General features: G+C 53.5%; 19 protein-coding genes and 1 tRNA gene. 14 read left to right on the plus strand and 6 right to left on the minus strand.

Annotation, left to right across the window (positions count from 1 at the left end; all coding sequences use genetic code 11):
• The first annotated feature begins 206 nt into the window (after window positions 1-206).
• Window positions 207-971: a phosphoribosylformylglycinamidine synthase I gene (gene purQ / locus Pla144_RS14020; RefSeq protein ID WP_146451311.1), complete on the plus strand. Its 765-nt coding sequence runs from the start codon at window positions 207-209 to the stop codon at window positions 969-971.
• A 20-nt stretch (window positions 972-991) separates the two neighbouring features.
• On the opposite strand, the gene Pla144_RS14025 is transcribed toward purQ, so the two are convergent.
• The gene (locus Pla144_RS14025; RefSeq protein ID WP_146451312.1) at window positions 992-2,401 is read right to left on the minus strand and encodes a hypothetical protein; all 1,410 of its coding nucleotides are present in this window, start codon (window positions 2,399-2,401) and stop codon (window positions 992-994) included.
• Between the two features lie 258 nt (window positions 2,402-2,659).
• Between Pla144_RS14025 and Pla144_RS14030 the strand changes: the two genes are divergently transcribed.
• The 8 genes from Pla144_RS14030 to Pla144_RS14065 all read left to right on the plus strand — a co-directional run bounded on the left by Pla144_RS14030 (window position 2,660) and on the right by Pla144_RS14065 (window position 14,542).
• The gene (locus Pla144_RS14030) at window positions 2,660-3,679 is read left to right on the plus strand and encodes a DNA polymerase III subunit (protein WP_146451313.1); all 1,020 of its coding nucleotides are present in this window, start codon (window positions 2,660-2,662) and stop codon (window positions 3,677-3,679) included.
• A gap of 279 nt (window positions 3,680-3,958) precedes the next feature.
• Window positions 3,959-6,178 carry a V-type H(+)-translocating pyrophosphatase gene (locus Pla144_RS14035; RefSeq protein WP_146451314.1) on the plus strand — a complete coding sequence of 740 codons (2,220 nt, stop codon included), beginning with the start codon at window positions 3,959-3,961 and terminating at the stop codon, window positions 6,176-6,178.
• A 587-nt stretch (window positions 6,179-6,765) separates the two neighbouring features.
• Complete coding sequence (locus Pla144_RS14040) at window positions 6,766-7,464, plus strand: PEP-CTERM sorting domain-containing protein (RefSeq protein ID WP_146451315.1); 699 nt, start codon at window positions 6,766-6,768, stop codon at window positions 7,462-7,464.
• A 165-nt stretch (window positions 7,465-7,629) separates the two neighbouring features.
• Window positions 7,630-7,718, plus strand: a tRNA-Ser gene (locus Pla144_RS14045).
• A 301-nt stretch (window positions 7,719-8,019) separates the two neighbouring features.
• Entirely contained in the window at window positions 8,020-10,848 is a 2,829-nt protein-coding gene (locus tag Pla144_RS24630) for a TolC family protein (protein ID WP_197530682.1), read from the plus strand.
• A 99-nt stretch (window positions 10,849-10,947) separates the two neighbouring features.
• Complete coding sequence (locus Pla144_RS14055) at window positions 10,948-12,525, plus strand: efflux RND transporter periplasmic adaptor subunit (protein ID WP_146451316.1); 1,578 nt, start codon at window positions 10,948-10,950, stop codon at window positions 12,523-12,525.
• Window positions 12,522-13,229 (plus strand): ABC transporter ATP-binding protein, encoded by a 708-nt coding sequence (locus tag Pla144_RS14060; RefSeq protein ID WP_315851804.1) that lies wholly within the window; start codon window positions 12,522-12,524, stop codon window positions 13,227-13,229. The genes Pla144_RS14055 and Pla144_RS14060 overlap by 4 nt, the downstream gene beginning before the upstream one ends.
• Before the next feature lie 8 nt (window positions 13,230-13,237).
• Window positions 13,238-14,542: an ABC transporter permease gene (locus Pla144_RS14065; RefSeq protein WP_146451318.1), complete on the plus strand. Its 1,305-nt coding sequence runs from the start codon at window positions 13,238-13,240 to the stop codon at window positions 14,540-14,542.
• A gap of 137 nt (window positions 14,543-14,679) precedes the next feature.
• On the opposite strand, the gene Pla144_RS14070 is transcribed toward Pla144_RS14065, so the two are convergent.
• From Pla144_RS14070 to Pla144_RS14090, 5 genes are all read right to left on the minus strand, one after another.
• Window positions 14,680-15,651: a sigma-54 interaction domain-containing protein gene (locus tag Pla144_RS14070; protein ID WP_146451689.1), complete on the minus strand. Its 972-nt coding sequence runs from the start codon at window positions 15,649-15,651 to the stop codon at window positions 14,680-14,682.
• 530 nt (window positions 15,652-16,181) lie between these two features.
• Complete coding sequence (locus tag Pla144_RS14075; protein ID WP_146451319.1) at window positions 16,182-17,087, minus strand: LpxI family protein; 906 nt, start codon at window positions 17,085-17,087, stop codon at window positions 16,182-16,184.
• A 77-nt stretch (window positions 17,088-17,164) separates the two neighbouring features.
• Window positions 17,165-18,232 carry a UDP-3-O-(3-hydroxymyristoyl)glucosamine N-acyltransferase gene (gene lpxD, locus Pla144_RS14080; RefSeq protein WP_146451320.1) on the minus strand — a complete coding sequence of 356 codons (1,068 nt, stop codon included), beginning with the start codon at window positions 18,230-18,232 and terminating at the stop codon, window positions 17,165-17,167.
• Window positions 18,233-18,378: 146 nt separating this feature from the next.
• The gene (locus Pla144_RS14085) at window positions 18,379-18,816 is read right to left on the minus strand and encodes a hypothetical protein (RefSeq protein WP_146451321.1); all 438 of its coding nucleotides are present in this window, start codon (window positions 18,814-18,816) and stop codon (window positions 18,379-18,381) included.
• A gap of 652 nt (window positions 18,817-19,468) precedes the next feature.
• Window positions 19,469-20,332 (minus strand): SDR family oxidoreductase, encoded by an 864-nt coding sequence (locus Pla144_RS14090; protein WP_146451322.1) that lies wholly within the window; start codon window positions 20,330-20,332, stop codon window positions 19,469-19,471.
• A 320-nt stretch (window positions 20,333-20,652) separates the two neighbouring features.
• Here Pla144_RS14090 and Pla144_RS14095 point away from each other — a divergent pair, with 320 nt between their 5' ends.
• The 5 genes from Pla144_RS14095 to Pla144_RS14115 are packed head-to-tail and all read left to right on the plus strand — an operon-like array spanning window position 20,653 to window position 25,750.
• Window positions 20,653-21,456: a hypothetical protein gene (locus Pla144_RS14095; RefSeq protein WP_146451323.1), complete on the plus strand. Its 804-nt coding sequence runs from the start codon at window positions 20,653-20,655 to the stop codon at window positions 21,454-21,456.
• Window positions 21,457-21,482: 26 nt separating this feature from the next.
• Window positions 21,483-22,148 (plus strand): DUF4129 domain-containing protein, encoded by a 666-nt coding sequence (locus Pla144_RS14100; RefSeq protein WP_146451324.1) that lies wholly within the window; start codon window positions 21,483-21,485, stop codon window positions 22,146-22,148.
• The gene (locus tag Pla144_RS14105; RefSeq protein ID WP_146451325.1) at window positions 22,132-23,499 is read left to right on the plus strand and encodes a DUF4350 domain-containing protein; all 1,368 of its coding nucleotides are present in this window, start codon (window positions 22,132-22,134) and stop codon (window positions 23,497-23,499) included. The genes Pla144_RS14100 and Pla144_RS14105 overlap by 17 nt, the downstream gene beginning before the upstream one ends.
• Window positions 23,484-24,431, plus strand: a complete 948-nt coding sequence (locus tag Pla144_RS14110) for an AAA family ATPase (protein WP_146451326.1) — start codon at window positions 23,484-23,486, stop codon at window positions 24,429-24,431. Before Pla144_RS14105 ends, Pla144_RS14110 begins: the two co-directional genes overlap by 16 nt.
• Window positions 24,428-25,750, plus strand: a complete 1,323-nt coding sequence (locus tag Pla144_RS14115; protein WP_146451327.1) for a DUF58 domain-containing protein — start codon at window positions 24,428-24,430, stop codon at window positions 25,748-25,750. Before Pla144_RS14110 ends, Pla144_RS14115 begins: the two co-directional genes overlap by 4 nt.
• Window positions 25,751-25,759: the final 9 nt, after the last annotated feature.

Consider the following 25,759-nt stretch of genomic DNA (forward strand, 5'->3'; position numbering starts at 1 on the left):
AAGTAATCCCGACCCGAAACAAATAGATTAAACACGAATAGTATATGCAAGAGATAGAACACTGATGAACGCTGATTGGGCGGACATTCGCTGATAGGAATACTCTCTTTCAAATCCGCGCTTATCCGCTAATTCCGCGTTCGTCCGCGGCCCATTCCCTCTCTTTCGATTCCAACACACATTTCAGTTCCATTTTGAATTGCATCATGCCTCAACCTCGAATACTCATCCTTCGCGCACCCGGAACGAACTGTGATGTCGAGACCGCGCATGCTTTCCAACTTGCCGGGGGGCAGCCCGATGTATTGCATCTCAATCGGCTGTTGGAAGCTCCTCAATTGGCGGTAGAGTATCAGGTACTCTGCGTTCCGGGGGGATTTAGCTACGGCGACGACATCGCTGCCGGCAGGATTTTCGCGAATCAAATCCGTCACCATCTGAGCGACGTGCTTCAGGAGTTTCGCTCAGCCGGCAAGCTGTTGTTGGGAATCTGCAATGGATTTCAGGTCCTGATCAAATCGGGCCTCTTAGATACGGACGATGCCGCTGGTCCAGCAGCATCGCTCACTTGGAACGACTCCGGCTGCTTCATGGATCGCTGGGTCGGGCTGCAAACCGAGGGTGACAAATGTGTGTTCCTCTCCGGCATCAACGAACTGTATCTCCCCATCGCCCATGCCGAAGGGAAGTTTGTCACTCGAGACCAGTCAGCTCTCAAACGATTCGAGGAGGCGGGCCAGCTTGTACTCCGCTATGCCGACGTAGGAGGGAGCGTTCAACCTTTTAACCCCAACGGAGCCGAACAAGATGTCGCCGGCATGTGCGACACAACCGGTCGCGTCTTCGGTCTGATGCCCCACCCCGAACGCTTTGTCGATTTCACCCAGCACCCCAACTGGACCCGCCGTGAAGATCGCGGCGAGGGGGTGGGGCTCGCGCTATTCCGCAATGCGGTGCGATATTTCTCCTGAACCAATCAGAGGCTTCTAGCTCATTCCTCCTCCGGCAGCGACTCCGCCAGCCACCACGCGAACCGTCCCAACACTCTCAAGTAGACCAGCGCTCCTGCCAAGGCAATCGGTACGCCCACGTAACTCCATCCAGGTGCCTGACGGATCAGTAGTGCGATAGTGACCCCCACAAGGGCCCACAGGAATGCCGATTCACCCCAGAGTAGTAACCAGTGAAATGGACGCTTGAATACGCTCCCCATAATCCGCGGTGAAAACACCCCCAGTGGGGTTCCTTCCTGAAATGTAGACAACAGAAATACAGGGAGCACTACCAGAAAGGCCCCGAGGCCTGAGGCGATGCCAATCTGCCAGGGAAGCAGCGCAATGAATGCCATCGCAATACTGAAACTGACCGCCAGCGGAATGCCGATATGGCACAACTCTGTGAAGCAGTTGATGAAGAAGACACTTGGTTGAGCATGCACCTTTTTGTGTCCATCGGAACTCTCTGCGATGATTGCACAACTGATGGCAGAGAGTGGACCGGAGACCAATAAGAAACCCACGCAGGCAAAGACGCGGCACATCATTGCGAATATCTGGGAGAAGCCGCCGCCACCGGCCCCCACGAAAGAATTGACAAACAACCATGCGACAGTGATGGACGCCACGGATAGCCCCACCCACCACGTTGTCACTGGTTCTGTCACAAGCATCGGCCAGACACCTTGCAAGGTTGGCCAGGTAGGCATCTTGGGACGTTCTTCTTCCCGCTTGCGAGCAGCCTCTTCAACTTCGCGCCGCGCCTTGTCGCGTAACTTCCAAAGGTCTTCGCGGATTGGGCGCGGGGTTACTTGCTCCGTTGGATCGAGTTGATATTCTTGCCCATCGGGCACGAGGGCTGACTTTTTCTCTTGAGGTGGAGGTGGAGCCTTCACCATCGTCAACGCTCCACAGTCGGGGCACTTAAGTGAAGCGCCGACGTGCTTGGGCTGGGCGTACATCAGCGTGTCGCAGACCCGGCAATAAACGGGGAAGAGTTGCGGCTGTTTGGACCGCAGTTGCTCAGACTCCGGAGCCTTATTGACCTCCCAGATGCCATATTGCTGACCATGCATCGCCGATGGCTCTTGGCGAACTTTTGGAGCCGCTGGCTGGGGGACCTGATTCTTGCCGCCACAATCAGGGCACTTGGCATGTTTCCCAGCATCGATGGCCCGCGCCACGAGCCGGGTATCGCAGACCCGACACCAGAATTCAATGTGGCGAGGGGCCGAGGGAGCGGGCTTCGCAGGAGTAGAACCAAAATCCTGCAGCCTGGGAACGACAACAATCTTTCCGCAACCTCCGCAACGGACCCTTTTCCCCGCCCGGGCTGGGTCGTATGGCAAGGTGGCCTGACAGCCTTCGCATTGAAATAACCGCGTTGGGGAAAGAGGCGTAGACATGGCAATCCTGGAGTGGCCCTTTGGTACCAGTGTAGTCTGTCGCGTTCAGCCAAGGAATCGTGAAAATAACTCTGGTCGTTCTGTTTTTCACCTCCCCCGTATTCAGGGGGGAGGTCGGGCTCTAAGGCCCGGGAGGGGGCATCGGGAGGAACCCTATTCCTCGAGTCGGCACTCAGCTAACGCGACCTCTCCCGCAAGCGGGAGAGGTGAATTGGGGCTGCTTGCCACAGGGTTTAGCTGGCTGGTAGGATCAACTGGATGTGGCAAGGAATTCACGGACATGACCAGGTAGTAGACCGCTTCCGCAGCAATCTTGCCTGCGGGCGGATGGCGTCGAGCTACCTATTTCTCGGGCCCGAGGGGATCGGCAAACGCTCCTTTGCCCTCCAATTAGCCAAGGCGCTACTCTGCACCGGCACCTCGCCTGACAAACTCGATGCCTGCGGCCAGTGCGACAGTTGTCGGTTAGCCGATGCGGGCAACCACCCCGATATCGACTCAGTTGAACCACCCCAGGGAAAGCGGCTGCTCCCAATAGAGCTCTTTATTGGGCGAAAGGAACAGCGGCACAAGGAAGGGTTGTGTCACAATCTATCCTTAAGACCCATGATAGGGCGTCGTAGAATTGCAATTATTGATGATGCCGACTGTTTCACACCTCCAAGTGCCAATTGTCTCCTGAAGACTTTGGAAGAACCTCCACCTGGAACAGTACTCATTCTCGTGGGTACAAATCTCAGTCGGCAACTCCCCACCATTCTCTCCCGAACGCAAATCGTCCGCTTCCAACCCTTGGAGGTCGACGTGGTGAGCCGTCTGCTCCTGGAGCAAGGGACCGCCGAAACTACTCAGAAAGCCGAGCGATTGGCTGCTGAGAGCGGCGGCAGCCTCTACCTGGCTACCTCCAGGGCTGAAATGGCGATGGATGATTTCCAAGAGCGTTTTCAGAGACAATTCTCTGTTGAGACACTCGACGGCAGCCGGCTCGTCGGTGTCATTAGTGATTTTGTCAACGATGCAGGCACCGAGGCAGAATCTCGTCGACGGAGATTGAGGGCTGTCTTTGACGCGGCTATTCAACATCTGGGCACCAATTTGCGAGCTAATGCTGCGACAGCAACAAGCGACCACGTGCGCATTAATCGGATGCTTGCGGCCTTGGACCGCTGCCAACAGGCCGAAGAAGAACTCGACCGTAACGCTAATTTAGCAACCCTGTTGGAATGTTGGGTCGATGACCTGGCTCGGATACTGTCACCGCTGGGAGGTAAAATCTGAAATTATGTGGATGGGGCCATTTCAGCTGTTTTCAAAATGGCATTGGTGACTTAAACTTTCCCGACTGGTTGAAGATAATCAGACTTAGATTGGACAAAACCAGTATCTTTCGGACTTCGGTAATTTACTTAGCTCACCACGTAGAACCTTGAGGAATGAAAAAACCACTGGTTTTTCAGGCCAAGTCGGCTGTTCAAGCGTGTGCTAAGGTTTCTTTGAGTCCCAGCTACGACAGCCTGGTTGGGGCGGTCTGGTCGAGAACACCTAAGGATTGAACTCGTGTCTACTAATGCAATTGTTTATCTCGTCCCTGGAGTAGCCATACTTGCGTTGGTCTACGGCTTGATGCGAATTCGTTGGGTCCAGGACCAAGATCCTGGAACTGAACGAATGCAGCTGATAGGAAAATGGATTTCCGATGGCGCCATGGCATTCCTGGCTCGGGAGTATCGGACCCTCGCATTGTTTGTCGTGCTAGTGGCCGTCATCTTGGGTTTCGCAAACGCCTCGGTTGGTGCGTCGCAGAATACCAACGGTCTCATTGCCTTGTCGTTTGTACTTGGCGCTTTCTGCTCAGCCTTGGCCGGTTATATCGGCATGAAGTCGGCTACATCCGCCAACATGCGCACCGCTGCTGCCGCCCGCATCGGCTTGAATGAGGCCCTCCAAGTTGCCTTCGCAGGCGGCTCGGTGATGGGGCTCGCAGTCGTCGGTCTGGCTTTATTAGGACTTGGCTCCTTGCTGCTACTATTTCTCCGAATGTATCCCGAGGCCATAAATGGTGGGGACCCCACGATGCTGGTCTTGAATTTGCTTTCGGGATTCTCGCTGGGTGCATCGTTGATTGCGCTGTTTGCCCGCGTGGGAGGTGGAATTTTTACGAAGGCAGCCGACGTCGGAGCAGACTTGGTAGGAAAGGTAGAAGAAGGCATCCCCGAAGATCACCCACTCAATCCTGCCACCATTGCGGACAACGTCGGAGACAATGTCGGCGACGTGGCAGGCATGGGGGCCGACCTGTTTGAATCGTACATCGGCGCGATCATCTCCTCGATGATCCTGGGGGCGGCCTGGTTTGGTGGTCTGGAAGCAGCCAAAGAGGGGGCGGGTCTCAACGCCGTTTTGCTCCCCCTGTTGGTGGCAGTCATTGGTGTGGTCGCCTCAATTTTCGGCTTCTTCTTCGTCAAAACAAAAGAGGGGGGGGATCCCCAACAGGGACTCAACCGGGGGACCTTCTCCGCAGGGGTTTTGATGGTGATCGGAACCATCGGGGCCATCAAAATGATGGTGCCTGAAAGCGGAGTCACGGTCGTTGACATCATCTCCGGCGAGAACACCTATCAATGGTGGGGAATTGCAGTTGCAGTCGTTGCTGGTTTGATTTCAGGCATTTCTATCGGAATGATTACCGAATGGTACACTGCCACCGAACGTTCTCCAGTAGAGTCGATCGTCACTTCTTCTCGAACGGGCCACGCCACCACGATCATCCAAGGGATCGCAGTGGGCATGAATTCGACGACGCTCCCTGTACTAGTTATCAGCGGCGCGATATTGGTTGCTTTCCATTTTGCCGGTCTCTACGGAATTGCCATGGCAGCGTTGGGGATGCTCTCCACGATCGCGATTCAATTGGCGACCGATGCCTATGGCCCCATCGCAGACAACGCGGGTGGAGTGGCGGAGATGTCTCGACTTGGACGCGATGTGCGTGCCCGGACCGACAAGCTCGATGCCGTAGGCAACACGACCGCCGCCATCGGTAAGGGCTTTGCGATCGGCTCGGCTGCCCTAACGGCCCTGAGTCTCACCGCAGCGTTTCTTACCAAAATGAATGGCGAAGTAAATATCGATGCCGCGAACCCCTATGTCCTGGTAGGACTATTAATAGGATGTATGTTGCCTTTTCGCTTTTCTGCGATGGCGATGCTCGCCGTTGGCAACGCCGCCCAGGACATGATTCAGGAAGTCCGTCGCCAATTCAATGAGATCCCCGAACTTCGCCCCGCACTCGCGGCTGCCAATCGGGCTGAAAGTGAAGAGCGTGACCCAACCCCTGAAGAAGCAAAAATCATTCACGCCGCCGACGGCAAGGCAGACTATTCCCACTGTGTCGAGATTGCCACGGGCGCTGCCATCAAAAAAATGATGGCCCCCGGAGTTATGGCTGTCATGGCGCCCATTGTCATCGGATTCATCTCGGTGGACATGCTGGGTGGATTGCTCGTGGGTGTCACGATCTCGGGCGTGTGCCTGGCAATCTTTCTTTCGAACTCCGGTGGTGCCTGGGACAATGCCAAGAAGCAGGTCAAGGACGAAGGACATGACAAATGGGGCAGTGAACATGAAGAGATGCATAAGTCGACCGTCACCGGCGACACGGTTGGCGATCCCTTCAAAGATACAGCAGGCCCCTCGCTGAACATCCTCATCAAACTGATCAGCGTCGTGGCCATGATCATCGCACCGGTCCTCTACGCCTACCATTTCCCTGGGTAGAAATCTTTCTTGTCCGTCATTCCCGCGCAGGCGGGAATCTAAGGAGTATCGGACAGAATAAGCTTTAGATTTCCCACCCGCGCAGGAATGACATAAACGCCGCAAACTCCTAGCAGTACCTTTTGCTTGCGGCGTTGACTGTCACTTCAAGACTTCACCCAAATCCAACTAAAGAGCGAAACTGGTAGATCGCCTGAGACTCTTCCGAAGTCATTGCACAATCTCGAAACCTGGATGCCTGATGTCCGCAGCATCACTCGACAGATGAAGAACGCATCCTGCTGCACTCCGAAAACAACCAAAATGCCTTGTACCACTTTTGGGGGGGCAGACTAACCACTGCGAGGAAGGTCACACTCTTGAGGCAAGTATTCTAGTAGGTACTTTGCGATTTCAGGTTCGACTCGAATGGTAAATGTGAATTGGGATATAACTTGGCAGGAACTGATAAGTCATTGTTTAACTCGCAATCACTCATAAGATTGATTTTCTTGATTTTTGTTGGATTTTGACTACCACTCCTGTTAGGATGCCAGTTGCGTTGATCTTGTCGTGAACTCTGTTTTCTAAGTAGTGGAGGAGAACTAATGTCTAAGATTAAGCTAAGTCGGTTTCCTGGAGGCGTATGCCTTGTATTTATTGGCTTGCTACTCCTTTCGTTCATGGGGAATGCTCAGGCGGGCACACTGATCGGGGTGGCCCAGGATCCGCCTCCTCCAATGGGTCCATTCTTCGGAGATGATGAGAATGGGGATATGATCATGGTTGGAACACCGACCAACCCAATTCCCGTTACTCCAGATCCAACTTCGACTGCTCCATGGATGAAGGAATTTGTGATTAACCGCGACGGCCAAGGCTGGTCAGAGAGTGGACCAGGGTCGATGGTAAGTGTCATGGAGTTCATCACGCTTGGTCCCCCCACATCATCGCACCCCTTACCAATCGTAGACTGGCACGAAGATATCGACCCAACGGTCGGTGACGGTGGCAAGTTCAAGTGGGTTGGCGGAGTCATTGAGACCCCATCCGGCCCGCATCCGGGCAAGACCAGTACGGATGGCTTCTCGATCTGGTTTGATTTCCCACCCCTACCACCTGGCACTCCGATCAAGATTACCAAGGACTTGATGTGGACTGGCAGCACGATCACGCCGGGGCCAAACGGGGAGAATAATTATCTTATCAAGATCAACGAGCAGCCTTCGGTTCCCGAACCGAGTTCGTTGCTTCTCTGCGGGTTGGCGTTGCTGGGGGCTGCCGCCTATCGGCGGCATCAATCGTAGTTTGATCGTCCAATAATTGGCAGGGACACTTCCTTGCTCAAACGTACTCAGAAAGGGGTCGCAGCTCATTGAGCTGTGTCCCCTTTTCGTATGGTTAGGCGGTCTTGCAGATCGGGGCCGTTTCCCTAAAATAAGGGTAGTATCCGCTTTTGGGATACGCCATCGGGAGAGGTGGCAGAGTGGTCGAATGCGCCGGTTTGCTAAATCGGTGACCGGTTTACGCTGGTCCGCAGGTTCAAATCCTGTCCTCTCCGTTTTGTTTTGTGGGCACTGCCCATCAGAAAACTGCCTACTTTGGAAGTGAAAAGGTGGGCGATCCCCACCCTACTCTCCTCTCTTTCCCAAGGCATTCTCAGCTAGCATAAAATTGCCAGCTAGCAGGATCTCTATTCTCCCTTTCTCTGAAGTGGGACCCCCGCTTTTCCGAACTTCCTTATAGTAACCTGATTTCGTCAGACTGCACCTCTGCGCAGTCTACGCAACATTTCGCTGACGCTTTTCAAAAAAGCCGATTGGATTCAGTTCCAATCGCCTACTTTTCCCGGCAAAATAGCCATGCGATTGAAGTTCGCTGTCAATTTCCAGCGTAATTGTTGTCGACGCAATATCGACTCACCGTGGAAATGCGCGTCTGGGGTGCGCTGGAAGTTCGTGGCTATGTTGCTGATAGCAATGATTGTGCTCGGTGGATGCAAACCATCGAAGTATCGCCAGCTGGCAGATCAAGATGCTTATTCCTTGGAGAATCAAAAAGCTGCCATGGCCGGGTTTGAACCTGGGCAATTTGGAGTTTATCCGGATCCCCGATCACGGATGTTTGACCCTAACGACCCGGACTATGAACCCATGCCACCGGACGACCCAACAGCAAATCAGTTGATGAATTACATCGATGGCAAGAAGGGTTCGCCGAAATGGAAGCGACTCCCCAAGACGCTCTTCGTGGAAAATCCTGGCTGGCTGGAATCGCTCCCCAGAAATCAAGAATGTCAGGTGGTTCTGGACCTAAACGGTGCGGTAGAAATGGCTCGTCTAGAGTCTCCTCGCTACCAGTCTGAGGTGGAAGAGCTCTATCTTTCGGCACTCGATGTTAGTTTCGAGCGGTTTCGATTTGATTGTCAGTTCTTCCAAGGGTCGAGTGTCTTCATCACTTCTGATGGTGAGAATCGTTCGGGGACGGGCAATCCCTCAAGTTTGTTTGAGGTATCTCCACTCAGGCCAGGTAATAGGTTGCGAGTTGAGAGATTTACTGCTACAGGCGGGCAGCTTGTTGCCGGGCTTGCCAATTCACTCGTTTGGCAGTTCGCAGGCAACGACGATTATTCCAGCAACACGCTGCTAGACTTTTCCATAGTGCAACCACTGCTCCGCGCTGGTGGGCGCACGAGAGTGCTTGAACGCCTAACGATTTCCGAGCGAAACCTGTTGGCCAATGTCCGCGAGATGGAGCGCTTTCGCCAGGCGTTTTACGTGAGCGTTGTTACGGGCCGTGATCCCGGACAAGGGCCTTCGCGGCGTGGTGGCTTCTTTGGAGGTAGCGGACTGACAGGGTTTACAGGTGTGGGCGGCGGTGGCTTTGGCCGTGTCGGCGGTGGCGGATTTGGCGGAGGCGGCGGAGGTGGCGGGTTTACCGGAGGGGCTGGCGCGCAAGGTTCAGGTGGCTACTTGGGTCTCCTGCAGAATGAACAAGTACTTAGCAATCAATACGCCAATGCAGTTTCTCTCAGTGATAGTGTCCGCCAATTGGAAGCAACCTATGAAGCAGGTCGCATCGACCGTTTCCAAGTGGATCTGGCTCGCCAGGCGCTCTTCAATGCCCAAAGTCAACTGCTAACAGGCGAGACACAGTACCAGTCGTTCCTGGAAAGCTTTCTTACCGGACTCGGTTTGCCTCCGGAATTGAAGGTAAAAATTGAAGATCCTGTGATCGACCATCTAAGATTGCTGGACCCCGATTTGGAATCCTTAAGAGGGCGTGTTAGCGAGGTGCTTGATGAAATGCGGCTGCTGCGTGATGCACCGGAGTTGATTGCACCCGATCCGGATGAAGAGCTGTTGGTTCCGAACCTGTTCGACAACAAGGCCAACGAAACTGCGGCCAATTTGGAAGCTCGACTTGCACCTATTGTGGCCGACATTCTTCGAATCGAAGAGGCCACGATCGAGAGGCTGGCAGTTGTGCGAGAGGACTTTGAGAAGCTTTCGGCAGTTCTCCCTCAACGTCGCAAGGCACTCGAACGACTGGCCACGCGCCCGGAATTGGTTGAAGCCAGTGTCGAGATCGAGATGTTCAGCGCCGAGAAACTCGACGAGCGTGTTACCAAACAGGTCGAAGGACTTGATGAGTTGGAGAAGCGTCTTACCAAAGTCAGTTCCGAGCTGGTGAACCTGGTCCAGGAGGAAAAGCCTGTCGATCGGAAAATGCTGACTCAACTAACCAATGTGCTTACCGAGTTGTCTAGCCAACTGCTAGAACTCTCTCTTGCCCAGGCAGGTGCGAGGCTAGAGGCGATCAGTTTTGAACCTGTCGAACTCACGATGGAACAGGCATTGGCGATTGCTGCCGAGTATCGGCTTGATTGGAAAAACGCACGGGCGAACTTGGTAGACTCATGGCGACTAATCTATTTCAATAGAAACGATTTGCGCAGCGATCTGAACGTCTTTTTTAGTGGTGACATTGGCAACGTGGGGGACAATCCGTTCCGTCTTCGCAGTACTCAAGGGAGACTGCGGGCCGGCGTGCAATTCGACAGTCCCCTCACGCGGCTTGCGGAACGCAACGTTTATCGCCAATCGCTCATCGAATACCAGCAGGCACGGCGAAACTATTATCAATATCGCGACGGTGTCTATTTGAATCTGCGAAACATCCTCCGGCAGATCCGTCTGAACGAGCTGAATTTCGAGCTACGGAGGGCAGCAGTCCATGTGGCCATTTCACAGGTCGAATTGACTCAATTGCGGCTCTCCGAACCCCCCAAGCCGGGTGAGGTGGCTGAGTTTGCCAACACGACGGCCCGTGACCTGGTGCAAGCCTTGGGTGACCTGCTCAATGTACAGAACGATTTTCTAAGTGTCTGGATAAACTACGAAGTGCAGCGTTTGAATCTTGAACTCGATTTAGGGGTGATGGAACTCGATCAATGCGGGTTGCGGATGGAGAATCCTGTGCCATTGGAAACGTATCTCATTGGGTTGCCATGCAATTCGACAGACATGGGGCTGGCTGTCGAAGAAAACGAGTGGTACGGGACCTTCGAAAATTTGGATTCGGAAAGCTTGCCGCCGGTGGAGCCACTTTCCGAAGAAATCAGTGAAGAATCGGGTCTCCCCCACGCAGAACCTTTGCCTATCCCCGATCCGCAATATTCGGTTCCATGATAGTGCCCTGTTTTTGGTACCAACTCTTCCTATAATGAAGTGTTCGGACTTAAGGCCTTAGTCCCCCCGGGTTGTCTTCCTTTTACAGGTTAGCGACAAATGAGATATGCCCTCCTGCATGTCGAAGTACGACTGTTCCAGCCACCCCTTTGCCAGGGAACAAAAGCTCCCATCAAAGGTTCTATTCGGCGGGGAGCGACTTCGTTCTTCTTCATGTTCTTTTTACTTCTATTAGCGGCAGGAGCCGGAGGAGCATGGTGGTGGACCGTACGTGGCGATCAGGAAGGTACAACAGACGCGATCCTTCATAGTGTAGACAGACGCGACTTCACACTAGATATCACCGAACGTGGCGAAATCAAAGCCGGTGGAGTCACTGAGGTTAAGTCTGAAGTCAAAGCCAAAAACGCTGCCGGCATCGCCATCTTGAAAATCGTTCGCGAAGGGACCGAAGTACAACAGGGCGATTTTTTGATAGAACTCGACTCTTCGATTTTGCAAGAAGAGCTGACTGTCCAGAAAATCAATTACAACACCGCCAAAGCAGTTTTGGTGGAGTCCAAGAATATGTATGAAACCGCCGTGATTGCCTTACGCGAATACCTGGAAGGGACCTATGTTCAGGAGCGTCAAGTGATCGAAAGCGAAGTGTTCGTCGCAGAGGAAAATCTTAATCGTGCGAGAGAGTATTTTGCTTATAGCAAGAAACTGGCTACCAAGGGGTATGTGAACGATTTGCAACTCGAAGCGGACCGATTTGCCGTGGAGAAGTCCCAAAAAGAACTCGACGCTGCCAAGACCAAGCTCAACGTGATTGACGAGTTTACTAAGGCTAAGATGGTCAAGCAATTAGAGAGCGACATCGCCACAACCAAGGCCAAATGGGACTCCGCCGAAAACAGTTTTGAATTAGAATCTAATAAGTTGGCAGATGTGCAGGATCAGATTGCCAAGTGTACGATTCTTGCTCCCCGGGAAGGAACTGTCGTCTACGCTCACGAGCGGGATCGCGGGGGAGACAACTCATTCATCGTCCAGGAAGGCGCGGTTATTCGTGAGCGACAAACGATCATTAATTTGCCTATCCCTGATTCGATGGAAGTCGAACTGACCATCAATGAATCACTGATCCAATTCTTGAAAGTTGGATTACCGGCACGCATCACTCCTGTTGGTTTTGGAGGTCGTGTTTTGATTGGTAAAGTTAAAAAAATCAATCAATTTGCAGAGCCAACTGGTTGGCGAAAGGCCAATGTAAAGGATTACAAAGCTACCGTAGAAATCGAATCGGCACAAACTGGCTTGCGATCCGGTATGACGGCTTCCGTTACCATCAAATGTCAGGAAATTGATGATGCTTTGCAGGTCCCCGTGCAGTCCGTCTATGCCCATGGAAACAAGTTCTACTGCTTAACGTTTGATGCCGGCAAATGGCAGGCCCGACCTGTGGTATGTGGCCCCACTAACGATAAGTTCTATGTGATCGAACAGGGGTTAGACGTAGGTGAGCAAGTAGCCATGAATCCCCGCCGCTATCTTGATCAGGTAGTCTTACCCAAAATCGCACCTGAACGCGAGCAACGAGCCGTCGCTCAAGGTCCAGAAGCGGAGGCCGAGCAGTCCCTGGCCACTGATGCCAAGCCGGCATCGAGCACGGCTTCCGCTACGGGAGGCTGAGCTCTATCGTATTCGCCGGAAAACCACTTGCTGCCAGCATCTCCGCGCTCCGCAAAGACTATGTGCTCAGCGGCGAGACGGTCCATGCCTTACGAGGAGTCTCCTTCGATGTTCCAGAAGGGGATTTCATCTCCATTATGGGGCCGTCGGGCTCGGGAAAAAGTACACTGCTGAATTTACTAGGTTGCCTCGATCGGCCCACTTCTGGTCACTTTCTGCTCGGCGGCGACGATGTAGCCCGCATGAACGACGATCAACTTGCCGAGACGCGTGCCCGTCGTATCGGCTTCGTCTTTCAGTCCTACAACTTGCTGCCGGCTTTGTCGGTAGTTGAGAATATCGAGGTTCCTCTCTACTACGGTGGGCAACTCAATGCGGCTACACGTGCCAGGTCACTCGAATTGGCACACATGGTAGGACTCGAATCTCGCTTGGGACATCGTCCGGCACAGCTATCGGGGGGGCAGCAGCAACGCGTAGCGATCGCCCGCAGTCTGGTAAACGATCCCAAGTTCATTCTTGCTGACGAACCAACTGGGAATCTCGACTCCAAGACGACCGAGGAAATTCTTGAGCTCCTACAACGTCTAAATGACGAAGGGCGCACTATCATCATGGTGACTCACGAGCCGGACGTGGCAGAGTTAACTCGGAGGACTATCGTGTTGCACGATGGCAAGCTGCAATCGGATGAGAGGCGATAACCGTGGCGATGTGGTGGCGGACAATTCAGCTCAGCATCAAGAGCGTGCTCCTGCACCCGCTCCGTTCAGCGTTAACCATTTTGGGAATCTTCATTGGCGTGGCGAGCGTTATTTGGCTGCTGGCCATGGGAGAAGGGATTGGCAAGGCCGCGCAGGAACAAATTGCCAGTCTTGGAGCGTTAAACATCATCGTGCGGACCGTTAAACCCTCCAGTGATGACGTCGAAGACGGCAGCTACGGCCTAACTCGCAGCGATTATGTGCGATTGGTGGCCACGATTCCTACGATCACCAAAGCCCTGCCTATCCGCATCTTGGCGCAGGAATTCCGCTATCAGACCCGCAGCTTCGAAGGCCGGTTGGTGGGCTGTACACCCGACTACGCTGACGTCACCCGCCTAAAGCTGGATCGCGGGCGGTTTCTCTCTGACGCCGATCTCGACCGTGAGCGGAACTACTGTGTACTCGCACATGAGTCCGCCGAGCGATTGTTTCCCTCTGGAAACGCGATTGGCAAGGACATCATGGTCGACGAGCAGTTTTACACCGTAGTCGGAGTGATGCAGCCCCGCGCACCCTCTGCGGGGATCGGCGGTTCGCTAGCTGCCGAAGATTATTCACGGGATGTGTACGTGCCGATCACCACCCTCTGGCGGCGAATCGGCGATATGATCGTCGTCACGAAACCAGGCCAGTTTCAGCGAGATTGGGTCGAAGTCACGCAAATCACGTTGCAGGTCGCCGAGCGAAACGACGTGCTTCGAACGGCCGATCTCGTGCGGACCACTATCGAGAATGAACATTCATTCTCCGACTATGGCGTGACCGTTCCGTTGGAACTTTTGCAACAGGCCGAAACGACCCGGCTCATGTTTATCTTGTTCCTGGGATTGATCGCCGCGATCTCGCTCGTCGTGGGGGGCATAGGTATTATGAACATCATGCTCGCCACGGTTACTGAGCGGACCCATGAGATCGGCATCCGCCGAGCATTGGGGGCGAAACGGCAGGACATAACCCGGCAGTTCCTGATCGAGAGCACGGTCCTTTCGCTGGCCGGTGGGCTCTCGGGAGTGATTGGTGGGTTGTTTTGCCGCCCGCTAACTCTCTTCATGCGCGACCAATTGGAACGATGGTTTCCCGATCAAATGGCGACCTTACCAGATCTGATCCGCACCATGGAGCCGCAGTTGGTAAGCTGGTCGATACCGCTGGCTTTTGTGATTTCGCTAGCCGTGGGAATTCTCTTCGGCGTCTACCCAGCCCTGCGCGCCGCCCAGCTGGATCCGATTGAAGCATTGCGACATGCCTGATTCCAAGTGGAGTCGGATTTCACCCGGAATAAAGTACCCCAGTGGAAAGTTCATCGAGCTGAGCGCACTCCGCCCGGTCTCACTGTATTAGCGCTCATAATGTGGCTGACGCGGCGCGATTGAAAGCCGCGCGTCGGCTACTCGCCTTCGTCAAGTTGCGCCAAGATGCGGGTCAGCGTGTTGGGGTGAACACCTAGCAACTCGGCAGCGCGGCCCTTATGGCCGCTGGTGGTGCGGAGGGCTTGTTCCACAGCAACCTCGCGGAGTCTTCCCAGATTAGTGAAGGGGAGATTCAAGTTGCGGCCCGTAGTTTCAGGCACGCCTGGCAGAATGGGCTCGCACTGCAACACATAGCTCTGCTCAATCACGAATCCGAGTTGCCGGACGTTGCCGGGCCAACGGTATTCACAAAATCTCCGTAGTGTTTCGGGACTCGGGACCCAAACGGGCTGATCGTAGCGAGCGGCGTACTTCTTGGAGAAGAAGTCGATAAAGTGCGGAATATCTTCAACACGATCCCGCAGGGGGGGCATCCGCAGTTCGACCAGATTGAGTCGATAGTAGAGGTCTTCTCGGAAGCGGCCTTCTTCGACATCTCGTTCGAGGTTGCGATTCGTGGCAGTGACGACCTGCACGTCGACGTGTTGTGGGTGGGAAGAACCGACAGGGGTGACTTCCCCCTCTTGCAACACGCGGAGTAACTTAGGTTGCAGTTCCATGGGCATGTCGCCGATTTCGTCGAGGAAAACGACGCCACCATGGGCCGCACGGAAAACGCCCAAGCTCGCTCCGGCAGCACCGGTGAACGCACCTTTCTCGTGACCAAACAATTGGCTTTCAGCCAACGTGGCGGTCAGGGCCGCACAGTTGACTGGTACGAATGGCTTGCCCGCGCGCGGACCAAGACGGTGTAGCAGTCGCGCCCAAACTTCTTTGCCGGTACCGGTTTCGCCGGTAATTAAGACGGTGCATTCCACTTGAGCTGCACGCTCAGTGTGGTGTGCAATGCGATTAATAGAAGGATCTTGCCCCAAGAGGAGGCTGTCGGGATTCTCCGGCGCAAGCGACGCTAGAGAGTCCAAATTAGTAGAAGTAAACGTAGTTGCCATCTCGTGCTCCAGGACGGACAAGCTAATTGTCCGTCACAGAATTGCCCCACGGATTTTCCCCACTGTTCTTGCAGGAATAGCCGTTTGTTTAGTCAAGTCACTGGCGACCCAGCCCATGATTCTGAAAGGAAATCAAAAAAAGACACAAAAGTACAGTTGCTAGAGGGCAAGAACCCCCCGCTCCCATCTCGTCATTATAATCTCGTTGGGGCGATTGCACAAAGATTTTTATTAGGGAAATAGAATTTAGTTAGGAAAGCAGGTTTAAAGGCAGAATACTTAACCTAAAGGCGCAAGTCTTGATAAGACATTGACTTAGGGCTGTTTGAGTAACTTAGGTATTAGCTGGCTGGGCGTCATTTAGAGAGCATCCACTACATGCTGTAGAATTGGACCTGGTCGTTTTGATTGGTTGACAGTTGGAATTCTGGCAGCACGTTGTGCTACGGCTTATGCAATAGTTGTGGCTTTGCCGTGTGTAGCGTTGCGGGGGGGCGAGAAAGAGGCAATATGCCTGCCCCAGGAGAAAACTAAGCAGCTGCGCGGCCCTGGCTGGCAACGGCTTCGGCGACGACCGAAATGCCCAGGCGGCGGGCTGCTTGCAGGAATTCCTGGTGGTCGAGCAGGATCGTTTTGTCGGCCTCGACAGCCAAGACCCCACCACCGGCGGCGGCGATGGATTCGAGGGTGGCAATTCCTACCGTGGGGACATCAAATCGCATGTCTTGTTGGGGTTTGGCAACTTTTACGACCGTGATGCCACCCGAGCCGCAAAGTTGGCCAGCTCGGCGGATGCAGAGATCGGTGCCTTCAATCGCCTCAACCGCGATGACCGTTTGATTCTTGATGCAAACCGTTTGGCCGATGTCGAGGCCTCCCATCGCCTTGGCTGTTTGCCAACCGAAGCTAACGTCTTTCAGTTGTTTGCTGGTAAGAGGTTTTCCAGCCAAGAGTCCTGACGACACAAGTAGCTCCGGCGCGAATTTCATGATGGGTTGAAAATCGATTCCTTGACGAGCAAAAGTGGAGACGATGGTCGAGAGGAGCGTGTCGTCCTTGCGATCGGACTTGCCCCAAATCAGTTGCGGCGAAAACGCCTTGATGCTTGTCCAGTCAGGGCGATGTTTGAGCCACCAACCAGGTTGGTAGAGCAGCACTTTGTGGACCTTGCCAGCCATGATCGCCTCGCGGACTCCCCAACGTTTGAACAGCCGAATCGCGCGGCCGATGCCTCCCAGCCCAATCCAGTCGAAATGCTCGCAGAGGTCAGCTAGACGGGGATCGGCATGATCGAGGATGCCGACGCCAGCAACCTGATGCCCTTGGGAGCGAAGCTGTTCGGCAATGGCGCGAGGGTAGTTACCCCAGCCGGCCAGCAGGCCGATGGGGCGGTTGGAGTCACTAAGTGGGGCGGTGGAGTTGGCTGGGATAGACATGGAGAAAAAACGAAGTTCTATTCATGGTGGCACGGCTACCCGAGTCGTAAATCATCTACTCGGAGAGTCGTGTAACACTACGCGGCGTGCTCGCTGGGATGGTCGTTGTTTGCCTCTGGAAGTTGTTCTTGTAATTTGGCAAGTTGCTGCTGAAGTTGGCGGAACTCGCGCCGCATTTCTGGTAACTTGGCGATGGCGGCCATTTGCACTTTTTGCCTACGAATGGGCGTGGCGGGTTGGCCAAGCATAATTTCGCCAGGAGCTACGCTATTCGGCACGCCGGCCATGGAGCAGAGGACGGCCCCTTCGCCAATGTGGACGTGGTCGCGCACCCCGACTTGCCCGGCCATCACGACGCGATCGCCGGTAGTCGTGCTCCCCGCGATCCCGACCTGGCCGCAGATTAAGTTGTGCTGGCCGATACGGCAATTGTGGGCGATCTGAACGAGGTTGTCGATTTTCGTGCCCGCGCCGATGGTCGTGGCACCATATGTCCCGCGATCAATCGTGGCACAAGCACCGATCTCGACGTCATCTTCGATCACAACATTGCCGAGCTGCGAAGCGAGTTTGTGCTGGCCTGCGTCCTCGCGATAGCCGAAGCCGTAGGCTCCGATTACCGCACCCGCGTGCAGGATGACACAATTTCCGACGTGGGTATCTTCGTACAGGACCACGTTGGGGAAGATGGTTGTGTCCGAGCCAATGATGCAACCGGCCATGATTCGTGCGCCCGAGTGGATGACCGTGCCGCTGGCGATTCTCACATCATCGCCGATCGTGGCGCCTGGATGGATTTGTACATCACCAGCCAATCGTGCGGATTTGCTGATCCAGGCGGCAGGGCTGATTCCGCACTTCGGACGATTTCGCGGAGGCCGAAAGTGGGCAACGATCTGGGCGAAAGCTGCGTGAACATCGGTGACGGCGATGGTTGGCTTGGTGCCAGCCGGGAAGTCGGTGGGAACGATGGCAGCGATGGCTGGAGACTGCTCGAACGCGGCAGCTCGATCGCTGTTGTCTACGAGCGTGATCTCGCCCGCTTGGGCCACGTCGAGTGTAGCGAACCCGTCGATGGGTGTGGTGCCAATGCCGTGGATTTGACCTGACACAATTTGTGCCAATTCGGCCAGGGAGGTTGGCATGTCGGAATCCTTTCCATCTGCGGCAAGGTGGGGAGACCTGCACCGCGCGCCTTGAGATTGTGCGAGTTGAGGGTCGTGATACTATCCGTTTCTCGTCATTACTAGCAAGAGCAGACGGAACGCTAGCATGCATTTGTACGGCGAGGTCAGGAAACTTGCACAGGGCTTGTGTCGTCCCCGCGAACCAGCGAGAGAGCCTTGTCGAAATTTTTCTGCAGACGGAGAAACTTTTGGAGGTCGCCGCCTCGGTCGGGGTGGAGTGTCTTGGCTTTCTCGCGATAGGCTGCCAAGACTTCTGCCTCGGTGCAGGGCATTTTCAAATCGAGGGCCCGCAAGCAGGCCGGGCGCTCCAGCAGAGCCCAATAGGGAATTGCGGGCGCTGTCATAACATTCGTGGCAATAACCAAGGCTCGCCGCAGCGAACGGAGATAGCGTCGGAAATCAAGAAACATCACGACGTACCCCAGCAGGGGAATACCCAGGATCACTATCAGATAGCTGGCCGTGATCAAGAGATCAATGTCGTCGGGCCAGTTTTTCCTGGCCGACGCTGCGAAGAGCAGGTGCATGGGTAGGGAAGACATGGTCGGGCATAGTCTAGGGGACGCGGCGAGTGCTTCTAATTTGCCCGACGAAAGTGGATTTGTCTACAGATGAATCACTGGCTGATCGATGACGGCGCAGATGTATAGGGAAGAAATAGAACGGGGATGAACGCAGAATATGCGGAATTGCGCGGATCAGACTGATTGCCTTGGTACGAATCAGCGAAAATCTGCTGAATCCGCGATACGATTGATTCAATTATTCGCCGCTTGCGCAAATCTATTTCAGCAGGATGAAAGAGGGGAAATTAGACGCGGACAAACGCAGATTTAGCGGATGAATCGCGGATTATGAAAGACCTCTTTCTTGGAAAATCCGTGTATATCCGTCCAATCGGCGTTCATCTGCGTCTAATTTCTCCCCCTCTTTGATTCTTGTTGAAACAAATCTTCGCAGCTTGCATAAATTTATTGAACATGAGGTTACAGAGAAAACGGAGGGAATAAAAAAGATAGAAAAATAGGTACACTAATCTACGCTAATCAGAGCGAATCTAATTAGTTCAGATTAGCGAAGATAAGTGTTTCTTTCTTCATTGCTTTCATTCTCTCTGTTAACTTGGTCACCTCCTGTTCCATTAATTTGGGTTGCGGCCACTGGCAGCGCTGGGACAATCCGTGGCTAAAAAAATTAATCCACTGGTTTGAACAGGCCCATGACTCTTGCTAAGACTCGGTCAACGAGTTTAGGGTGTACGTACCGTAGGAGGTTCATGCCGTGGGCGTCGAGACCGACGTGGTAGTGCACTCTGAGCCAGTGGGCGTTGAGGGCGCGGAGAATAACGCGTGCAACGTGTTCAGGTGAGGTACGCGATTTGGCGCCTCGCTCGTTGAATTCTGCGCCGAGCCTGTAGAATTCCCCATAAGTTGGGAGCAATTCAGCAGGGATCTTATCGCGGCGCTTGTCGATCTGCTCTCTCGCCTTGGTGAAAATGGGCGTGCGTACCTGGCCGGGGCGAATCAGGGTCAGCGAGATTCGCCAGGGGCGTAGTTCCACTCGTAGGGTGTCGGTCAGTGCCTCGAGGGCGAACTTGCTGGCCGAGTATGCACCAACCATCGGCAGGGCCTGAGTGCCATTCATCGACGAGACATTGACGATCCGGCCATGGGTCTTGCGAAGCAATGGCAGGCAGTGCCGGATCATTCGTAGCGGTGCGATTGCATTGACCTCAAACAGATGCCGCAGTTCTTCGGGAGTGGTCAATACCGTCGCCGCCGCCAGTCCGACGCCGGCGTTATTGACCAAGGCATGGAGTCCCTCAGGACTTGCCGCTTGAATTGTTTCGACGGCACTGGCGATTTGAGCATCCTCGGTGACATCCAAGAGCAGCGTTGTGAGATTCCCATGAGCGGCACTAACAAGTTCGGCTGCCTGTTGTTCACCCCGGAGGCCAGCAAACACTCGGAAGCCGCGCTCAGCGAGCAAAAGAGCGGTAGCCCTGCCAATGCCGGTCGAGCAACCCGTGACGAAAACGGTGCGGGCAGAAGGTTTCATATGCACCGAATAGAGAAGCAAAAACGTGAAGTAAAAAGTACCCTGTTCCAGACGATAGTGTAGCAAACGATGGACAATAATCCAGTCGCGTTGCTGGATGAGGCTAATGAGTTGCTACGGTAGTCAGGCTTGGCAGTTTAGCCACAATTCACAAGGGTTTTTGCCTGACTTGAAGGGTGATGTAGTTCCTACGGAGATTGATAATTTCCTATGTCAACCCAATTACAGGGTGGTTATACTAGCGCAACACTATTGTGCCCATCGATGAATGATGTCCTGATCTCAAATCGTTTTTTTCAAGAGTGATATGGGGGAATCAAATGCAGTACGAAATCAAATCACTTGGGCTCGGTGGTATCCTTGATCAGACCATCAAACTCGTTACAAACCACTTTGGACTGTTCTTTGGCATCGTTGCCGTCCTCTATCTACCGTTTGTATTGCTGCAAGGATTCATACCATTGGCAGTTCTTCCTGAGTTGCCTGCCCAACCAACCACGGAGCAAATCAGAGCCTATCAGGAAGCCAATGCTCAGTTAGGACTATACCTTGCACCTTTATCGATCCTGTTTGGATTTGTCATAGTCCCTATTACCAACGCTGCCGTGATTGATGCCGTCTCACGATGTTATCTCAGTAGAGAAGCAACAATCGGTACTTCCTATTCTCATGCCAAGAGAATTCTCCTCCCATTGCTAGGAACTTGGTTGCTCCAAATGCTTGCCATCATGGGGGGATTTATTCTTTTGATCATCCCCGGAATCATATTCACCTTTTGGTTCTATCTTGCGACTCATACAGTTGTCATCGGAGGCGAAAGCGGTAAAGCTGCTCTTTCGCGAAGTAAGAAACTCATGAAAGGCAATATGGGCACAGCCGTTGCGTTAACTATGGTAATCAGTGTGATTCAATGGGCGTTCATTGGAGGAGCCTATTTTATTCCTCAGAAACATGTTGCTACCGCAGCTCAGGCAGTATTGGGCGCCGCTGCTTTTGTTTTCGCAACTGTTGCAATCGTCGTGTTCTATTACTCTTGTCGTTGCAAGGTTGAGAATTTCGATCTGGCATTGCTTGCCGAGAACATTGGCCTGGAGGGGCCAGTTGAGACAGAAAATGCACTGTGAAATGGAACCCATGATAGAGTGCATAGATGCCATCACCTCAACTACCTCCAGATCCAGAGACGATTCGTCGCACAGCGGCTGAAATCCTGCAAGGATCCGATTTTCGCATCGATCAGGATACTCGGGTTGGCGACACTATTGTCGACATAATGACTCAAATCATTAAGTGGATAGTTCTGCCTTTTCGCTGGCTGTTCGATGCGATGGATGGTTTGCCAAATGGAGTGTGGTGGTTGATTGTGATTGTCCTGGCAATACTTCTTGCGATATTGGTGGGACACATTCTCTATACGCTGCTTACCATTCTGAGTCCTTCGGTACGGAAATCAAAACTTAGCTCGGCTTTCTCATCGAAAAAACCTCTCACTGCGGACCAATTCGAGCAGCTTGCTCACGAGGCATTCGCCCAGAACGAATATATTGTCGCAGTACGTTTTCTATTCCGTGCGAGTTTAGTGCACCTCCAGAGCCTCGAGGGACGACTATTCAGCCCGGGACTGACCAACAGGCATTATTTGCGTCGCTACCGCAATTCTCCATTCGTTAAATCACTGCAGTCTTTCGTTGATATCATTGACACTGCTTGGTACGGAAATGGAGTTTGTCGAGAAGCAGAGTATCTCAAGTGCCGCGAGGCCTACGCTGAAATCAAGCGTCAGACGAAGGAGGTCGTGCATGCTGACAACGCGTAGTGTTATTATCGCAATCATCTCTGTTGCTATCCTTTCGGTAGTCTGCGGGCTTATTTCTTTGCTCTGGAGCGGCGCTACTTATAGCACTTTGGGCAAGGATTTCTACGGCACCCGCGCTGAGGGTTATCGGGCCCTTCACGATCTCCTGGTAGCTTTGGAGTTTGAAACGGAGCGAGTTCTTATCACCGCCCCACCTCAAGACTCTTCTTCAACTAGCTACGTCTTATGGAATCCCCGAGATAGCGTCGTGCAGAATGAACCGGCATACCTCAAGGGGCTTTTACGGTGGGTCCAGGATGGCGGATATCTCGTCGTAACTCCTAGTGTAGAAACGGGTGAGGAAAAGAATTCTATTTGTCCCCGATGCCATTCTTTGCGCTGTAGATGTATCCCTATTAAGTTGCTCAAAGAATTGGGTTTGGAAGATGTGACCATCGAGGAATACGAAATCCTGCTTGTGACACCGGATGAGCAGCTGGATACCGTCGATTCGAGTGATGATTCAGAAAACACAAATACCGATGCCATACGTGATGCTGTTCGAGATATATTTGAGGCCAAAGAACGTCCCACGACCAGATACTCTGTCGCCTGCGAAGGGGAATGGGACAACTTGAGTACTCAAGTTGAACAAGTCGAACTTCCCAACGGCCCGTCTTGGAGAATTAACCTCGGTGAATTGGAACCGCTAGCTCGCATTGCGATTGACGATAAGAAGGGGGATGCTGACAGCACCTTGGCCGCGCTGTTCTCACTTGGAAAGGGGCGCGTTGCCGTCATCAGCAACCCCTACTTGGCTAGTAATGCCAGTTTGAGTTCTGTGGACAACAGTGTTTTACTCGTCCATTTATTGACCGGATCGCGCTCACAAGTCGTATTCGACGAGTTCTATCATGGTTTGACGGTGCGCGGGAACCCGATTTGGCTTTTGTCAAAGCGACCCTATGCAGTGGTCGCAACATCTATTCTGGCAGTGGTAGGAGTGTGGGTATGGCGACAGGCTATCTTCCTGGGGCCGAGCCGACTTGAAGAAACTGCTTCACGTCGCACACTCGGCGAATACATCGAGGCAATGTCCCGCTTCCTACTCAAAGGCCGGGAAAGCTCGAAGTTTGTCTTGACTGAAGTGCGTGATGGTGTCTTGTGGCATTTCTGCAAAACGCTAGGCTTACCTCCGCAACAACAAAATGTGGATGTTGTGCTGGGATTGCTCGCGAGGAGAACTCCCCAAAAGGCAAGTCAGCTCAATGCCGCTCTCAAATTTGCAGATGCGGTTCTAGATAATCCTCGGGCTCCCAAACAAGAAATCCTCCTTGCAACTCAAAAGGTGAGCGATTGTCTCTCAACTTAACCTATCAGAAGATACGCGACGAAATTGGCAAAGTTATCTACGGCCTCGACGACGTCGTTGAGTTCACTTTGGCTGCCTTGTTTAGCAGCGGCCACGTCTTGTTGGAAGGTCCACCTGGAACGGCTAAAACGCTACTTGTGCGAACCATTGCGGCGACACTCGATCTGGATTTTCGCCGCATCCAGATGACCCCCGACCTGCTCCCTAACGACGTGACCGGTTCTTCCATCTATCGTGAGGATACGCGCGAATTCGAATTTCGCCGAGGCCCGGTCTTTACCAATTTCCTGCTCGCCGATGAGATCAACCGTTCGTCGGCACGCACGCAGTCGGCCCTGCTCGAAGCGATGCAAGAGCTTCATGTTACTTACGATGGCGTCTCGCACAGTCTCCCAGAACCGTTCATGACGTTCGCAACGCAGAATCCCATCGAGCAGGAAGGGACCTATCCGTTGCCTCTAGCCCAGCTCGACCGCTTTATGTTTAAGATTATGGTTTCTTACCCTCCGACCTCCCAAGAAAAGCGTGTGCTCACCGAGCATCATGCAACGGGTGGTCGGTCTGATCCTGTAAAGATGAACGTGCAGCGAATTCTGAAACCTGATGACATCCTGGCAGCCCGCGCTACAATTCGTGGCACTCAGATTCGTGAAGAAGTGGTCGGCTACGTTTGTCAACTTCTGCAGGCAACGCGCGAAGACGATTTGCTCTCGGTAGGAGCCAGTCCTCGCGCAGGGTTGATGCTGTTGATGGCTGCCAAGAGTCTAGCGTGCTTTGATGGGCGAGATTACGTGACTCCGGATGATATCCAGAAGGCACTGCAGCCTGTTATGCGACATCGGATCGTACTGAGTCCCACTGCCGAATTGGAGGGGATTTCCAGTGACGATGTCTTGGCAAATATCATGGAAGTGGTTGAGGTTCCCCGGTGAGGTTCCGTCCAGGTCCCAATCTGGTGCTCGCGATCCTGGCGTTGGCTTTACTCTCACCGTTCACTTTCGCAGTGCCCCAGACTTGCTGGTTGATTCTTCTTGGCTTGCTTCCACTGTTAGCAATCACCTTTCGAGAGTATCGCCACCTTCATGGCATGCTTGCCAAAATAGAGATCTCGCGTAGGCAACCCGCGGTAGTTGGCAGGGATGTCACATTCCTGGTCGAATTGGATATAGTCAACCGAGGAGCACAAGAAGCAATCGGCACAGTTCGAGACGTCTTGCCCAACGTGGCGATTCCCGACTTTCAATCAGAGCCAATCAGACTTGATGCTAAAGGAAGTACAACCACGACGAAACAACTGCGTATCCCCATTCGTGGCCTCTATGAATTGGGGCCGGTTTGGTTGAGGTTGCAAGGACCTTGGCAGTTGCTCGAAGGACAAAGAGTCTACGATTGCCGGGCGTCTATCAAGGTGTTGCCGGAAACTTATGTCTCTAGAGAAGGACTCAGCGAAGACCAACAAGCCCAGCTACTGATGCTCGACAAAGTTACTCGTGTGCGAAGTAGCGGAGCAGGAACTGAGTTCGAGTCACTTTCAGAGTATCGCCATGGTGATGATCCTCGTCGGATTGACTGGAGAACCACTGCCCGAATCGGACGCCCAATCATCCGTCGCTATCAGGTCGAGCGACATCGAGATGTCATGATTCTCGTCGACTGCGGTCGTTTGATGGGGGCTCTCACGGAGACGGGATCCAAGCTGGATTGTGCGATCGACTCGACCCTCTTGCTGGCAGAAGTGGCATTGAGGTATGGCGATCGCTGCGGGATCGGTTTATTTGATGATCGGGTGAGGGGTTATCGTGCTCCTCTCTCGGGCGTCAGTTCCGTCCGCACGATAGCAGAGAGTATCTACAGTTTACAGTCTCAGTGGCGAGAATCCGACTTTGGGACAATCTTTGCCGAGTTGCAATTGAAGCAGACTCGCCGCTCCTTGATCGTGCTCCTCTCGGATATCGTTGACGTTGAAACCACATCACGGTTCCGAACCTCCCTGGCTCGATTGGCAAAAAAGCATGTCTTTCTTTTTGCAGCTCTGCGCACTCCTCTACTTGAGCAAGTCGTCCATGCGCCGGTAAAGACTTTGCTGGACGGTTCACGGAAGGCAGTCGCCTTTGAATTACTGCAACAGCGACAGAAAGCCCTGCACTCGCTCAGGCACGGTGGTGTGCATGTCCTCGACGTTGAGCCGAGCGAATTGACAGTTCCCTTGATTAATGAGTTCATCGAATTGCGTTGTCAGAATCTGCTGTGAGCTGGCCAG

The sequence above is a fragment of the Bythopirellula polymerisocia genome (assembly GCF_007860015.1).
GTDB lineage: Bacteria > Planctomycetota > Planctomycetia > Pirellulales > Lacipirellulaceae > Bythopirellula > Bythopirellula polymerisocia.

Excerpts from the sequence above, each read along its gene's own strand:
- purQ (WP_146451311.1), top strand. The coding sequence starts at position 207 with ATGCCTCAACCTCGAATACTCATCCTTCGCGCACCCGGAACGAACTGT.
- Pla144_RS14025 (WP_146451312.1), bottom strand. The coding sequence starts at position 2,401 with ATGTCTACGCCTCTTTCCCCAACGCGGTTATTTCAATGCGAAGGCTGT.
- Pla144_RS14030 (WP_146451313.1), top strand. The coding sequence starts at position 2,660 with ATGTGGCAAGGAATTCACGGACATGACCAGGTAGTAGACCGCTTCCGC.
- Pla144_RS14040 (WP_146451315.1), top strand. The coding sequence starts at position 6,766 with ATGTCTAAGATTAAGCTAAGTCGGTTTCCTGGAGGCGTATGCCTTGTA.
- Pla144_RS24630 (WP_197530682.1), top strand. The coding sequence starts at position 8,020 with ATGCGATTGAAGTTCGCTGTCAATTTCCAGCGTAATTGTTGTCGACGC.
- Pla144_RS14055 (WP_146451316.1), top strand. The coding sequence starts at position 10,948 with ATGAGATATGCCCTCCTGCATGTCGAAGTACGACTGTTCCAGCCACCC.
- Pla144_RS14065 (WP_146451318.1), top strand. The coding sequence starts at position 13,238 with ATGTGGTGGCGGACAATTCAGCTCAGCATCAAGAGCGTGCTCCTGCAC.
- Pla144_RS14070 (WP_146451689.1), bottom strand. The coding sequence starts at position 15,651 with ATGGCAACTACGTTTACTTCTACTAATTTGGACTCTCTAGCGTCGCTT.
- Pla144_RS14075 (WP_146451319.1), bottom strand. The coding sequence starts at position 17,087 with ATGTCTATCCCAGCCAACTCCACCGCCCCACTTAGTGACTCCAACCGC.
- lpxD (WP_146451320.1), bottom strand. The coding sequence starts at position 18,232 with ATGCCAACCTCCCTGGCCGAATTGGCACAAATTGTGTCAGGTCAAATC.
- Pla144_RS14085 (WP_146451321.1), bottom strand. The coding sequence starts at position 18,816 with ATGTCTTCCCTACCCATGCACCTGCTCTTCGCAGCGTCGGCCAGGAAA.
- Pla144_RS14090 (WP_146451322.1), bottom strand. The coding sequence starts at position 20,332 with ATGAAACCTTCTGCCCGCACCGTTTTCGTCACGGGTTGCTCGACCGGC.
- Pla144_RS14095 (WP_146451323.1), top strand. The coding sequence starts at position 20,653 with ATGCAGTACGAAATCAAATCACTTGGGCTCGGTGGTATCCTTGATCAG.
- Pla144_RS14100 (WP_146451324.1), top strand. The coding sequence starts at position 21,483 with ATGCCATCACCTCAACTACCTCCAGATCCAGAGACGATTCGTCGCACA.
- Pla144_RS14105 (WP_146451325.1), top strand. The coding sequence starts at position 22,132 with ATGCTGACAACGCGTAGTGTTATTATCGCAATCATCTCTGTTGCTATC.